This is a genomic window from Hymenobacter sp. M1-2 (genome assembly GCF_057808495.1).
In genome coordinates this window covers 146,018-160,147 of the sequence record NZ_JBTYZO010000006.1, presented here as the reverse complement: position 1 = coordinate 160,147, position 14,130 = coordinate 146,018, and the positions used below count along the sequence as shown (strand labels likewise).

The 14,130-nt window shown below is 60.1% G+C and carries 10 protein-coding genes; 5 read left to right on the top strand and 5 right to left on the bottom strand.

The window, feature by feature from the left end; genetic code table 11:
* Positions 1-65: 65 nt before the first annotated feature.
* Positions 66-2,762 carry a choice-of-anchor I family protein gene (locus ACYSMN_RS07925; RefSeq protein WP_488923320.1) on the top strand — a complete coding sequence of 899 codons (2,697 nt, stop codon included), beginning with the start codon at positions 66-68 and terminating at the stop codon, positions 2,760-2,762.
* Positions 2,763-3,315: 553 nt separating this feature from the next.
* On the opposite strand, the gene ACYSMN_RS07920 is transcribed toward ACYSMN_RS07925, so the two are convergent.
* A complete protein-coding gene (locus tag ACYSMN_RS07920) occupies positions 3,316-4,140 on the bottom strand; it encodes a hypothetical protein (RefSeq protein WP_488923319.1) in 825 nt (274 codons plus the stop codon).
* Positions 4,141-4,310: 170 nt separating this feature from the next.
* Here ACYSMN_RS07920 and ACYSMN_RS07915 point away from each other — a divergent pair, with 170 nt between their 5' ends.
* Together ACYSMN_RS07915 and ACYSMN_RS07910 are read left to right on the top strand one after the other, a co-directional pair.
* Entirely contained in the window at positions 4,311-5,918 is a 1,608-nt protein-coding gene (locus ACYSMN_RS07915; RefSeq protein ID WP_488923318.1) for a 3' terminal RNA ribose 2'-O-methyltransferase Hen1, read from the top strand.
* A 100-nt stretch (positions 5,919-6,018) separates the two neighbouring features.
* Positions 6,019-6,555, top strand: a complete 537-nt coding sequence (locus tag ACYSMN_RS07910; protein WP_488923317.1) for a hypothetical protein — start codon at positions 6,019-6,021, stop codon at positions 6,553-6,555.
* 19 nt (positions 6,556-6,574) lie between these two features.
* On the opposite strand, the gene ACYSMN_RS07905 is transcribed toward ACYSMN_RS07910, so the two are convergent.
* The 3 genes from ACYSMN_RS07905 to tnpA form a co-directional block, all read right to left on the bottom strand.
* On the bottom strand, positions 6,575-7,489 hold the full coding sequence (locus tag ACYSMN_RS07905) for a hypothetical protein (RefSeq protein ID WP_488923316.1): 915 nt from the start codon (positions 7,487-7,489) through the stop codon (positions 6,575-6,577).
* A 41-nt stretch (positions 7,490-7,530) separates the two neighbouring features.
* Positions 7,531-8,184: a suppressor of fused domain protein gene (locus tag ACYSMN_RS07900; RefSeq protein ID WP_488923315.1), complete on the bottom strand. Its 654-nt coding sequence runs from the start codon at positions 8,182-8,184 to the stop codon at positions 7,531-7,533.
* 302 nt (positions 8,185-8,486) lie between these two features.
* The gene (gene tnpA, locus ACYSMN_RS07895; protein ID WP_488923314.1) at positions 8,487-8,948 is read right to left on the bottom strand and encodes an IS200/IS605 family transposase; all 462 of its coding nucleotides are present in this window, start codon (positions 8,946-8,948) and stop codon (positions 8,487-8,489) included.
* A gap of 441 nt (positions 8,949-9,389) precedes the next feature.
* On the opposite strand from tnpA, the gene ACYSMN_RS07890 reads away from it, so the two are divergent.
* Both ACYSMN_RS07890 and ACYSMN_RS07885 read left to right on the top strand, forming a co-directional pair.
* Positions 9,390-12,089 (top strand): polynucleotide kinase-phosphatase, encoded by a 2,700-nt coding sequence (locus tag ACYSMN_RS07890; RefSeq protein ID WP_488923313.1) that lies wholly within the window; start codon positions 9,390-9,392, stop codon positions 12,087-12,089.
* A 151-nt stretch (positions 12,090-12,240) separates the two neighbouring features.
* Positions 12,241-13,293, top strand: coding sequence for a M23 family metallopeptidase (locus ACYSMN_RS07885; RefSeq protein WP_488923312.1), 1,053 nt, complete (start codon positions 12,241-12,243; stop codon positions 13,291-13,293).
* A gap of 146 nt (positions 13,294-13,439) precedes the next feature.
* On the opposite strand, the gene ACYSMN_RS07880 is transcribed toward ACYSMN_RS07885, so the two are convergent.
* On the bottom strand, positions 13,440-14,027 hold the full coding sequence (locus tag ACYSMN_RS07880) for a hypothetical protein (RefSeq protein ID WP_488923311.1): 588 nt from the start codon (positions 14,025-14,027) through the stop codon (positions 13,440-13,442).
* Positions 14,028-14,130: the final 103 nt, after the last annotated feature.

The following is a 14,130-nucleotide window of genomic DNA, read 5'->3' as shown; positions in this document are numbered from 1 at the left end:
GACGCATCTTTTTACCAAGCCTTTTTCGGATGCGTCAATCACTACTTTTGAAAGTTGGGGGGCCTGTGTTGCTGCTTGCCCTGAGCGTGGGCGCTGCTACGGCCCAAAATGTGCGCCAGGGTTTTGAAGGAGCCGCGACGGATACGTGGAGCTTCACGGCTACCCCGGCCACCTACAACGCTCCCGCCGACAACGACCAGTGGGCGGCCCTGCCCACGGTAGGTACTACCGGCTCGGCGGGCACCGCGGCTACGCCAGCAGCGGAAACGCAGCTTTGGGGCATGCGTGACCTAGAAGGTCCGCTCACCGGCAACGCCTCGGTATGGCATTTTCTGGATTTCGCGCCCGTTGCCATTCAGAGCGGCGCTACGGCCGCCAACACGGTATCGTTCCAGTATTTCAGTAATGCCTTCGACGCGGCCGATTCCCTAGCCTACGTGGTGGTGTTCGACAATGGCACCGCTTGGCCGGCCACCAAAACCTACACCCAGCTCAACAAGGATACCCGCGCCTACCAGACCGTGACGGTGCCCATTCCGGCCTCGGCTACGGCGGTGCGCCTGCGCCTGGCGGCCCGCCAGAACGGCAACGACGACTGGGCCGCCTGGGATGAGGTAATCCTAAGCCGCTCCAACACTCCCGTGGTGCCCACGCTCCGGCTGGTGGCGGCTACAGCCGTGGTGAATGAAAACGCGGGTACGGTCAGTATTCCCGTGAGCATCGTGAACCCCGGCGCGGCGGCTAGCACCGTGCAGGTGGCGCTGGTGGCTGGTCTTGGCACGGCTACAGCTGGGCAGGACTTCACGTACGCCGCCTCACAGACGCTGACTTTCCCGGCCGGCGTTACCACCGACCAAACGCTCACCTTCCCGCTGAGTGATGACGCGCTGGCCGAAGGGGCCGAGTACTTCACGCTTCGGCTGCAAAACCCCACCAATGCCACGTTGGAAAGCGGCAAAACCGAGGTGCTGGTCTACATCAAGGACAACGACAGCCAGGCCCCGGCGCAAGCGCGTAACCTCACGCTCAGCCGCCTCGGTTCCTACCAAAACGGTGCGGCCGGCACCAATTCGGCCGAAATTGTGGCGCATGACCCTACCACGCAGCGGCTGTACGTGGCTAACTCCGTGGGCCGCAAGCTCGACATCCTGAGCCTCGCTACCCCGGCTACCATCACGTCCGTGGCTTCCATTGACATTTCCAGTTACGGCAACATCAACTCGGTGGCGGTGCGCAATGGAGTGGTGGCCTGCGCCATCGAAAACACCGACCCGCAGCAGAACGGCAGCGTGGTGCTCTTCGACCAGAACGGCACCTTCCTGAAGCAGGTGACGGTAGGGGCCCTGCCCGATATGATTACCTTCTCGCCCAACGGTCAACTCATTCTCACGGCCAACGAGGGCGAGCCGAAGTCGGACTATAGCGTGGACCCCGAGGGCTCGGTTTCGGTAATTGACTTCAGCGGCGGCGTGGCCGGCCTCACCCAGGCCAGCGTAACCACCGTGGGCTTCACGAGCTATAACCCGCAGGCGGCGCAGCTGCGCGCGGCGGGCATTCGGATCTACGGTGGCACTGCTGCCGCGCCCAGCACCGTGGCCCAGGATCTGGAGCCGGAGTACGTGGCTGTATCGGCCGATTCGCGGCAGGCGTACATCACGTTGCAGGAAAACAATGCCATTGCGACGCTGGATCTGACTACCAAGCAGTTCACGGCCTTGCGGCCGGTGGGCTACCAAGACCACAGCCAGGCTGGTTTCTCGCTCGATGCTTCCGACCAAACCCCGGACGTGCTACTGGTCAACTGGCCTATCAAAGGCATGCGCCAGCCCGATGCCCTGGCTGCTTTTGAAGTGGCCGGCCAGCGCTACCTGATTACGGCCAACGAAGGCGACGCCCGCGAGTACAACGCGTTGGAAGAAGCCGTGCGCCTCGGCGACGCCGGCTATCGGCTCGATGCCACGGCCTTCCCCACGGCTTCGGTGCTGAAGAACGCCCAGGTGCTGGGCCGCCTCAACGTAACCAACAGACTCGGCGACACCGACGGCGACGGTGACTTCGACGAAATCTACGCCTTTGGGGGCCGCTCGTTCAGCATCTTCAATGCCAGCACCGGCGCCCTGGTTCACGACAGTGGCGACTTGCTGGAGCGCGTCACCAGCACCGACGCTACTTACGGCGCCATCTTCAACGCCAGCAACACCACCGGCAACCCCAGCCGCAAGAACCGCTCCGACGACAAAGGCCCCGAGCCCGAAGGCGTCACGACGGGCATGATCCGCGACACCACTTACGCCTTCGTTTCGCTGGAGCGCATTGGGGGCGTGGCCGTGTTCAACGTGAACAACCCCGCCCAGCCGCGCCTGGTGCAGTACGTCAACAACCGCTCCACCACCACTGGCACCGGCGACCAGGGCCCGGAAGGGGTGATATTCATCTCGGCCGCCAACAGCCCCACCAACCAGCCGCTACTGCTGCTAGCCAATGAAGTGAGCAGCTCGGTTTCTGTGTACGGCATCCAGACTCGCGGCGTGCTCAGCACCAAGGCGGGCCGCAATGCCGCGCCGCTGCACCTGTACCCCAACCCGAGCCAAGGCGGCCGCGTGCAGCTGAGCCGTGCTGTCAACGGCACCTTGCACGACGTGCTGGGCCGCCCCGTGCGGGAGCTGCGCAAAGCCAGCCAGCTGGAAACCGCCGGCCTCGCGCCGGGCGTGTACGTGCTGCGCGCCGACGATGGCGCCAGCTCGAAGCTGGTGGTGCGCTAAGCTACTGCCCCTTCGCTTCTTGAAATGCAAAAGTCCCGGCCGCTAAACGGCCGGGACTTTTCAGTAGCTAACCCAAGTTGCGGACTAGAGTTAGGAGCTAGTTCCCCTCCTTGGAAAGGAGGGGCTAGGGGTGGTTGATTTACGCTAGAACGGTTTTTAGAACTAGCTCTAGAACCTGTTCAAGGACGGTCAGCCACCCCTAGCCCCTCCTTAAAAAAGGAGGGGAACTAGCTCCTAGCTCTAGTTTTTAGTTGTCCGCAACTTGGGTTAGCTACTCCACGTTGCGGGCTAGCCGCGTAGCGGTGGAAGGCTTGTAGAACACCCGGCCTCGTAACGACCTCGCGCCGCGTAGCGGTGCCAGAGTGGCGGGCGTCTCTGGCACCGCTACGCGGCGCAATATTCCGAACCTACCGGGACTACAAACCTTTAGCCGCTACGCGGCTAGTCCGTAACGTGGGGTAGATAGCGGTTTCGCGGTTCTAGATCTATGAAAGCTGCCTTCAAAATAGGAATGACACTGGTAGAGCACTCCGTCATTCAGGCACCGGGGATGCTACGCGCCAATCCGCTCTAGTACGTGCAGCGTGCTGTCGGGCACGGAGTCTTGGTAGTCGCCTTCTTCGTTGAACGTGTCGGTGACGGATTGGAGAATCAGAAAGTCCTTTTCGAAAAACCAGTGCAGGCTTTGGACAGAATCCCGGTCGGTGTCAACTAAATCGAGGATGTCGCGTTGCGGATTAATCTCCCAATAGTCAATGCGAAAGGTAAATGTGTCGGCGGCTCCCAGGCCCCTGACGCGCAGGTTAGGCAGCAACTGCACCACCTGCTTGGTGGTGGTATCGCGGTAGGTGCCGGCTAGCAGATGTTGCGCGAAATAGCGCTGCAAGGCCGCTTCTGAAGTAGGGAAATCCGTTTTTCGGCGAAAGAAAAGGTAGGTGCGCGGATCGGCCCGCTCCTTCTCGTCGGCGGCGGAGTTCCAGCGTTCTTTCAGCTCCAGGCATTCCTGCTGATTTCGGCGCGTGCGCTTGATTTCCCAGTACTGCCCAAAAACGGCGGTGTCGGGGTCAGTGCCCGCACGGTAGGTGTTGGGTCCGGTAGCACGTACCGGCAGGCGGGCCGATTCGTGATACCCCACGAACGCGCAGGTGTCCGGGTGTTCGGGCGAGAAATCCAGCAGGTAAGCCATGCTGGCGCAGGTTCCGGCGTATTTGTAAATGGTTCTTTCCAAAACGGTGGAGTCGGTATAGGCAGTATAGTACCACTTGCCCCGCAAGCCCGTGGGCTGCTGGGCGGGCGTTTGGTTTTGGTCGGATGGCTGTTCTTGGTTGGACGAGCAGCCGCAGAGAAATAGGAGGAGGCCGAGTAGAAGGTGCTTCATTGAATAGGGAAGAGGGATGGCGAAGTAAGAGGCACGCCTGCCAAGCAAGGTAGGGCTGCGCCATAGCGGTAAATGTAGCGGAACGGGGCTCAGCAACCAGAGAAAACAGCGGCTATCAGCGCGGATACGCCCACGGACGCTTACATTGTTGCCTCAAGTATTTCGCGTCGATGCTGCTCACCATCTCCACCACCCACCAGCCCGCCACCGACCTGGGCTACCTGCTGCACAAGAATCCCGCGCGGCTGCAATCCATTGATATTGCCTACGGGCAGGCCCACGTTTTCTACCCCGAAGCCACTGCCGCGCGCTGCACCGTGGCCCTGCTGCTCGACATCGACCCGATTGGGCTGGTGCGCAACCACCGCGGCCCGGCCGGCGAAGGATTCGCGCTGGAACAGTACGTGAATGACAGGCCCTACGCGGCTTCTTCCTTTCTGAGCACCGCGCTGGTGAAGGCCTTCAACACGGCGCTGAACGGCACCTGTAAGGACCGCCCGGAGCTGCCCGACACGCTGCTGCCCCTCGAAGCCGCCGTGGCGGCCCTGCCGGCCGCCAATGCCGAGCAGCTCCGGCGCCTGTTTCTGCCCCTGGGCTACGAAGTCGAAACCGAGGCCCACCCGCTCGACCCTACCGTGCCGGAGTGGGGCGAGAGCCGCTACTTCACGCTGCGCCTGCGCCACCCGGCCCTGCGCCTGCGCGAGCTGCTTAGCCACCTCTACGTGCTCATTCCCGTGCTGGACCGCGGCGACAAACACTACTGGATCGGCGATGGCGAAGCCGACAAGCTGCTACGGCGCGGCAGCGAGTGGCTGCCCCGCCACCCCGACCGGGAATTCATCACCCGCCGCTACCTGCGCTTCGCCGAGTACGTGAACCCCACGCTGGAACGGCTGCTGGAAGGGGATGAGGGTACCGCCGGGCTGCCGGAACCGCTTACCGGTTGGCCGTCGGCAGCTACGGAAATGCCGAAATACCGTGTCGACAACTCAGCAGGCCCTACCGCAACTCCGGTAGCCCCTCCCGACAACTCAGCAGGCCCTTCACAAACTCCGGAAGCGCCCGCCAAGTACTCGGCGGGCGCTTCCGGGACGACAAATACGTCTGCCGAGTACGCGGCGAAGGCGACTGAAACGCCTTTCCTCGCCGCCGATACGCCGCAACGGGCGGCTCAGTCCCTCCACGATCTGCGCCTTGACCACGTGGCCGCGGAAATCCGGCGTTTGGGTGCCAAGCGGGTGCTGGACCTGGGCTGCGGTGAAGGCAAACTGCTGCGCCGGCTGCTGCAAATCCCGCACGTAGAGCACGTGTTGGGCATGGACGTTTCGCACCGGGAGCTACAGCGGGCCCACGAGCGGTTGCATGTGGCCGAGATGCCCCCGCGCCAGCGCGAGCGGCTCACGCTGCTGCAAGGCTCCTTGCTCTACCACGACCCGCGCCTGGCAGGCTACGACGCGGCGGCCGTAGTGGAGGTTATTGAGCACTTGGATGAGGGCCGGCTGGCGGCGTTTGAACAAGTGGTTTTTGCCCGCGCCCGGCCCGGTGCCGTGCTCGTCACCACCCCCAACGCCGACTACAACCAGCGCTACGAAACCCTCTCCGCCGGCGAGTTCCGCCACGCCGACCACCGCTTCGAGTGGACGCGGGCGCAGTTCGCGGAGTGGGCTGCGGGAGTGGCTGGGCGCCACGGCTACCGCGTGCGGGTGGAGCCGCTAGGGCCGGAGGCGGAAGGAGTAGGGGCTCCGTCGCAGCTGGCGGTGTTTGAAATGGGCGGGTAAACTACGTGCCGCGCCGGTTGCCGGGCAGGCGGCTTTCCGCCGCCCGCCCGGTCGTCGTTGAAACGAGGCTAGTACAACATCAACATCTTAATTGAAGAGAATGAAAAACGTTTTACTCGCCGTTTTCTGGCTGACTTCCTTATCCGCGTTTGGACAAGACGCCGGCATTTCTGGCGCGGGCTACTCGAACCGCAAACTATCTGTCGGGCTGTTCGGTACCTACAAAGCAGTGGGCCTGCAATCGGACTACCGCTTCACCGAGCGTTGGGGCGTTAAAGTGGCCGGCGCCCGGCAATTCGACTACGACCGGAAGTACGAATACGGCCTGGCGGGCATAGGGCTGCTCACGTATTATCTGCCCACCCGCTCGAAGCTGGTGGAGCCGCTTGTGGGCCTGGGCGCCGTCTGCTCCTCCTACCATTGGGCGCTGGCCGGCAACAGCGGCGTGCTTACCGACTGGAACGTGGGTGGCGGGTTTGGCGCCAACCTGCGCTTCAGTGAGCGTTTCCGAACGGGCGTGAACCTGCTGCTGGTTAACGGCTATCGGGCGGAGTATAAGTATGACGCTGCGGACATGGTGGTGACGGGCCGTCGACTGGTGGCTTTTCCCACTCTAACGCTGGACGTGCTGCTGTAAAGTGCCCGCTGTTAGCAGCTTATTCAAACTCGAATAAGCTTTCCGGGGAAACTTCCGCCGATACTAGGTCCAGCGTCCGGCCCCCGTGCAGCAGAACCTTGGTGCCGAAATAATCGGCCATGATTCGGCCTCGGTGCTGGTAAGCTTGTATTCTGTGCTCTAGTGCGCCCGTATCGGCGTTGATAACATATTCTTCTCCCCAGGCATTCTTTTCGGTGGCGCTGACTGGTAGGCACAGCAGGCGGTTGTCCTCGGAAACGAAAATGGAGGAGGCGGAAATTCGTCCGTCTTTTGGGCCGAGCGAATTAAAATCAACTTGCCATATACGCTCAAAATTTCTGTTGTAACAGCACAATTTATTATCAATGGTGATAAAGAATAGCCTCTGATAATCGCGCGAAAATTTAAGCTGTGTAATTCTGGAATTCACCGGGAAAGAATGAGTGGACGTGTTGCCCGTCGCGTAATCGAAACTATAGCAGACGTTATTTTGAATTTCACTAGGCGCATAAAACGAATTGGTAAGAATATCTAAGTCGCCCCGGAATAAACGGATATTCTTGGGCATTTCGGCCGTCTTGGCTTGTGCAGCCAGATCGAGGCAAAACGGCTTCTTGTTATTTACCACGAGCAACAGCTTCTGCGAAGTGTGGTCAAGTTTGGCATCGTACACGAAATAGTCTCGCGTGGAGAAGACAACTGCTTGTGTTGCTCGGTCTACAACGATAAGCTCCTTTTTATTGGTGCCACGGTACACGCAATCTTTCGTGAGTAAGAATAGCGTGCCATCGTTGGAAATATCCACGGCCGTGTAGTTCTGGTATTGCTCCCAGACTTCCTTATGCTGCGTGTTAAAATCGTAGAATAAAAAATGCTCGTGCGAGTATTTCTGATTTTCAAATAAACCAAGCTTGCTTAAGGTATTAAGGACCATCGGGTTGAGAAGTAGAAACTATCTTTGGTTGATTGTGCGTATTAATTCTTCCTCGTTAGGTCCGTTATCAACAACGGATTCGTGGCTTGTAGAGACGTGAGTAACTCCTGCACGGCGGCTTGGGTAGGATTCTTATAGAGCATCGCAAGATCGGCTTCCGTGATGCCGACCATTTGCAGAAAAGACACTTCCCCGTGCGGCGTTGCAATTCGGCCTAATTCGGGGTCGAGCACGAAAGCCAGGCCCACTATGTCGGTTTCGGTGTTGAGGCGTATGGGTCCCTTGGCCGGCACGAAATGGTATTCCTCGAACCACCGTCCGCTGCTAATGACGTAGCGCGCCAGATTATTCATCATTTGCGTGACCCACAGCGGATCGGCTTCATCCTCGGCAAAGGGCTTGAGCCGAAACGTGAATTCGAAGCCCCATTTGCTGAACTCATTCTCCACGGCATCTTCGTTGTAATACAGCTCCGACATGCCGTAGCTAACAATATGCCGATGCGCTGCCGAGCCTGCCGAGTCATAGATACTGACGCCATCGAGCGGGTCGTTGCCGCCCACTTGGTAATGCAGCGCAGGCGCGTAGTGCCGCGGTTCCTGGTCGGGATACAACTTCTCCAGAGCCTGGTCCATTGAGAGCCAGCCCACCGCGTCGTCCTCCGTAAACTGTTGTTTGTATTCGTCTAGCGTCATGTGCTGCGCTTGCAAGGAAATTGTAGGAAGAAATTACGTGTTGGCATGTGATGATTACTTGGCAGATGATTACAGAGCAAGTAAAAGCATAGCCTTAAGAAAAGATAAGGTCAATGTAGCTGGTTGCGGTGTAGCTAGGACCGATGTAACTAATTGCGGTATGGCATCATCCTGACCGCGTAGCGGTCCGTAGGTTTGTAGGAAAACAAGTCTGTAGATTGCCTGCGCCGCGTAGCGGTGCCAGAACCGTTGGGCCTTGAGCCAAGGAAGAAGTAGAGCCGAAACACCGCGGCATTCTAATTCTAATCAAGCCACTCAAACAAGTAACGCTCATTATACTCCACAGCAAATCGTTGTAACAAGCTCACGTATTCCTCTCGAAAAGTAAGGCGGGTGTGGTGCATGGGCTGACGCTGGATGTATTGAATCACAGTATCTAACTGCGATTGTGCGTATGAAAATGCCCCGTACCCCCGCTGCCATTCAAAGCGACTGGTCAGCAGATGATTGGCATTGAGCCAAGTGCTGGAGCTGCTTTTTACGTGGCGTACCAGCTCCGCAATAGATTGGTCTGGGTGCAGCCCAACCAGCAAATGGACATGATCAGGCATGCAATAGATGGCCAACGGCTTGTGCCGCTGCTCTCGGACAATACCACAGATATATTGCTGTACCCGCTCACGAATAGGCTCTTGAATCAGCCGGTCGCGGCCATGCACTGCGAACACTAAATGGATGTACAGTTGAGTGTAAGTGTTGGGCATAAATCACTATGCAATATTCTGGCACCGCTACGCGGCGCAAGATGCGAGAGAGACACGGTAAATCTACAAGCCTTCTACCGCTACGCGGTCCATCATTATAGCAGTTTCATGGGCAGCCTTGAGCCCGCTAGCCCAGGGGGCAACCGGTCAACACTGGGCTAGTGGGCTCAAGGCTGCGCAACGTAGCGGCCCGCGACGAAGCTTTGACCTCCTGGGCTATTGGGCTCAAGATGAGTATACTGTTCTCGAAACCGCTCTAAAGTATACACTTGGTAGATAGTATGCTGGCCAATGCTGTCAGGGAGTTTGATTGGTGGGCAAGCTTTATTTCCCACGACCATTTAAATGAAATAGTTTTGCTGGCACACTATTCTGCACGGAAGCTTCAGCGGGTAGCATAACCAGCTAGCCCTCATCTCACCTCTTTATTGTCTCGCCTCTATGCCTGCTACCACCCTGCGCGTCCCTGAACTCTCGCTTGTCCTGCTCATCGGCACGTCCGGCGCGGGCAAATCTACCTTCGCGCGGCGTCTGTTCCGGGCCACCGAAATCGTTTCTTCCGACCACTGCCGCGCCCTGGTTTCCGACGACGAGAATGACCAATCGGCCACGCCGGAGGCGTTTGCGCTGCTGCATTATATAGTGGGCCTGCGCCTCAAGCGCGGCCTGCTCACGGTGGTCGATGCGACCAACGTACAGCCCGAAGCCCGCAAAACCCTCGTGCAGCTGGCCCGCGACTACCACGTGCTGCCCACTGCCATTGTCCTCGACGTGCCCGACCGCGTGGCCGAGGACCGCAACCGCAACCGCGCCGAGCGGCAGCATATGGGCCGCCACGTGGTGCCCCAGCAGCGCCAGCAGCTGCGCCGCAGTCTCAAAAGCCTCAAGCAGGAAGGGTTCCGCCACATCTTCCACCTGCGCGGCCCCGAAGAAATAGACGCGGTGCAGCACATCAACCGCGACCCGCTCTACAGCAACCGCAAGCACGAAACCGGCCCCTTCGACATCATCGGCGACGTGCACGGCTGCTACGACGAACTGGTGCAGCTGCTTGCCAAGCTAGGCTACACGGTAGAGGAGGAGCCCATTGAGGATGCGCGAGATTTGGGCGTGCGCGTGTTTGCCTCCCCCCAACCAGACGGCGTTGCGGCGACGGAGGCCCGCCGCGTTATTTTCCTAGGCGACCTCGTGGACCGGGGACCGGCTTCGCCGCGGGTGCTGCGCCTCGTGATGCGCATGGTGCGGGATGGCTTGGCACTGTGCGTGCCCGGCAACCACGACATCAAGCTGCTGCGCCACCTCACCGGCAAAAAGGTGAATGAGCAGCACGGTTTCGCGGCCACGCTGGCGCAATTGACCCCGGAGTCGGATGGATTTAAGGGCCAAGTGCGCCAGTTCCTCGATGGACTGGTGAGCCACTACGTGCTCGATGGCGGGCGGCTGGTGGTGGCCCACGCCGGTATGCGCGAGGAAATGCAGGGCCGTGGCTCCGGCGCCGTGCGGGCCTTCGCGCTGTTCGGGGAAACCACCGGCGAGATTGACGAGTTCGGCCTGCCCGTGCGCTATAACTGGGCCGCCGAGTACCGGGGCCGCGCCACCGTAGTGTTCGGCCATACGCCCGTGCCCGACCCCGAATGGCTCAACAACACCATCGATATCGATACGGGCTGCGTGTTCGGTGGCCGCCTCACCGCCCTGCGCTACCCCGAGCGGGAACTAGTAGCCGTGCCCGCCGCCCAGGTCTACTGCGCGCCCGCACGCCCCCTGAATCGTTTTTCGTTGCCCGTTGATCGTTTTTCGCCCCTAGATTCATCGCCGGACTCATCAGACGACCCCACCACGAACCACGAAAAACAAACCACGAAAAACGACCTCACCGCCCAGCAGCAGCACGACGACCTGCTCGACATCCGCGACGTGCTGGGCAAGCAGATCATCAAGACGCGTTTGCTGCCTTCGGTCACGATTCGGGAGGAGAATGCCACGGCGGCGCTGGAGGTGATGAGCCGCTTTGCCCTCAACCCGAAGTGGCTGCTTTACCTGCCGCCCACCATGAGTCCGTCCGAAACCAGCGCCCTGCCCGACCAGCTGGAGCATCCGGCCGAAGCTTTCGAGTATTTCCGTCGGCAGGGTCTGGAGCGCGTGGTGTGCGAGGAAAAGCACATGGGCAGCCGCGTGGTAGTGGTGTTGGCCAAAGATGAAGACGCTGCCCGCCGCCGCTTCGGGGTGGTGGGCGAGGGGCCAGGCAAATGCTATACCCGCACCGGCCGCAACTTTTTCACCGACGCCACTCTCGAAGCCGCCTTCCTCGAACGGTTGCAGCAAGCCCTGACCACGGCCGGCTTCTGGGAGAAATTCCAAACCGACTGGCTTTGCCTCGACGCCGAACTGCTGCCGTGGTCGGCGAAGGCGCAGGAGCTGATTAAGAGCCAGTACGCCGCCGTGGCCGCGGCGGCTACCGCCGCACTGCCCCAAGCGGCGGCCGCCCTCAGCCAGGCCGCCACGCGCGGCCTCGATGGGGTGGAAGCCCTGCTGGCCCGCACGACGGCCCGCCAAACCGCCGCCGCGCACTACGCCCAGGCCTACCGCCGCTACTGCTGGCCCGTGCACAGCCTCGCCGATTTGCGCCTGGCGCCCTTCCACCTGCTCGCCACCGAGGGCCGCACCTACTTCGACAAGGACCACGCCTGGCACATGGAAACGCTACGCGGCCTCTGCCTCGCCGACCAAGCCTTGCTCCGCGCCACGCCCTACCGCGTAGTGCATCTTCAGGACATTGCCGACGTGGAAGCCGCCACCCAGTGGTGGACCGACCTCACCGCGGCCGGCGGCGAAGGCATGGTGGTCAAGCCCTACGACTTCATCCCGGCGGGCCAAAGAAACCTGGTGCAGCCGGCCCTCAAGTGCCGGGGCCGCGAGTACCTGCGCATCATCTACGGCCCCGACTACCTGCTGCCCGGCAACCTGGAACGTTTGCGCGAACGGTCCGTGAAAGCCAAGCGCAACCTGGCGCTGCGGGAGTTTGCGCTAGGAGTAGAGGGCCTGGAGCGTTTCGTGGCCGGTGCTCCGTTGCGGGAAGTGCACCAATGCGTATTTGGGGTGCTGGCGCTGGAAAGCGAAGCCGTGGACCCGCGCTTGTAGTTGGAGTGAGGCAAAAGACGGAAACGTAATGAGGAATCAACTAAAGACTAGTTGGAGGGGGCGGCTTTATGGGCCTGTTCTCGGAATGATGCTCACGGCGTGGGGTCATCCGCATGGTGCCGCAAGCCAAGGGTACCGCCAAGCAGCGGACATGCAGGTGCCACTGGCGCCGGAAGTGGTGACCATCAACCAAGTGCCCACGCTGTGCTACGAGGTAAGGGTTCTTAACTTTTCCAGTGATTCGCTGGCGCTGCAGCAGCTTGAAGTAGTGGATTCTGCTACCGTGTCCTCCCTTGTTACCTTCGACCAAGCGGCGTTGCGCAACCGAATACATGGGCCGGGTGCTGGGCGCGGCCCGCAGTCGACTACCCTGGCGCCGGGTGCTTTCGCGACGCTCTACGTGGAGTTGACTCTGCCGTCCGCTCATCGTTCTGAAGGAGCGAGGCTAGTGCACCGCCTTACCCTGGCCCCGAACCGGGAAAAGCCGTTTACGGTGGCCGGAGCCGTCACGCGAGTATCGGCTAAGCAGCCGCTGGTGCTGGGGCCGCCACTAACGGCGGGACCTTGGGCCGCAGTGTACGACCCGGCCTGGGCCCGGGGACATCGCCGGGTGCTGTACACAGTGAATGGCACGGCGCGTATTCCAGGCCGCTACGCCATCGATTTTATTAAGCTCGACCGCCAAGGGCATTATGCCAAGCAACCCGAGGATAAGGTGACTAACTGGTACGGCTACGGCTCTCGTGTGCTAGCAGTGCACGATGGTACTATCGTTGCCGTTAAAACCGATGCTATGGAAAGCCCTTCGATAGCACAGCACGTGCAATCAGATCCAAGCCAAGCAACCGGCAACTACATTGCCTTGGCAATAGGCGAGGGACGGGTAGTGTTCTACGAGCATCTGCAACCGGGCAGTATCGCCGTCGGGCTAGGCCAGCGCGTGCGAAAAGGCCAAGCCCTCGCCGCCCTGGGCTTCACTGGCCAAACCACGGGACCCCATCTGCATTTGCACGTAGCCGATCAAAATTCTCCGTTGGGCGCCGAAGGCATGCCGTTCGTGTTTGAGCAGTTCTCGGTGCTCGGCAACTACTCCGATTTCGGTCAGTTTGGCAAGGCGCCCTGGGTGCCCGCGGCTAAGCCCGCGCATTCCGTACGTACCAAGGAGCGCCCTGCTTCCAACACGGTAGTAAATTTTGGCAAGTAGCGTTTTCGCCTATGCCTTAGATTTGAAACCGAGCGACTTTTAGGTTGTATTCGCCCCATGCATAGCACCGCCTGTCTGCTCGTATTCGGCGCAATTCTGTTCCGCTGCCATCCGCATCCCGGCCGAAAACTTGCGCCATTTACAAGCTAGTAGCCCGCCTGCGCCCAGTGCTCGAACTCCGCGGTCAGGCCGGCGGGGTTTGCTTTTCTCGTCCAACTCAGCGGCTCTGCGTAGTATTCCAGCTCGTGAATGATGATGGGGAGTGACCGCCCAAATGTGCGCTGAATGATTCCTTCGGCGTGCAGGCGCTGGGCGAGCAGGATAATCATGTCCATGAACTCGGCCTGAATTCTTGCGTCCTGCTGCCGCATGGTGGCCAGGGCTGTTGCATCATCATTTTCCTCGGCCGCCTCATACTCTTCGTTGCTGTAGTAAGAAGGAGTGCTTTGGAGCCATTGGGTGAACTCCGGGTCTTCGGCGCCAATGGTTACTTCCTCATTCTGGAGCCAGAAGGCGAAATTCCATTTGGCCTCTTCCGGGCTCGAGGCCTCGGCAATAGTAGCCTGGTACTGCGTGAGCGTATTGTAGCCTGCTCGCACTACCGGCTGGCGCGGGTCGTCATCCAAATTGTCTTTCCAGAAAGAAATAGCATACACGTCCTGCACTACGGAAGCCTCAAGAGAGGCCAGCATAGTGCGGAATTCATCGAAAGCTCGGGCCGCAATGCGTATCATCGTTCTGTGCGTATCAGTTTATACATGAGCGGTATCAAGACAGGCTCTGTGCTTACTTGGCATCTTCCCTACGTAGCTGAAGCAGTTATAGGATCTTGGCTGT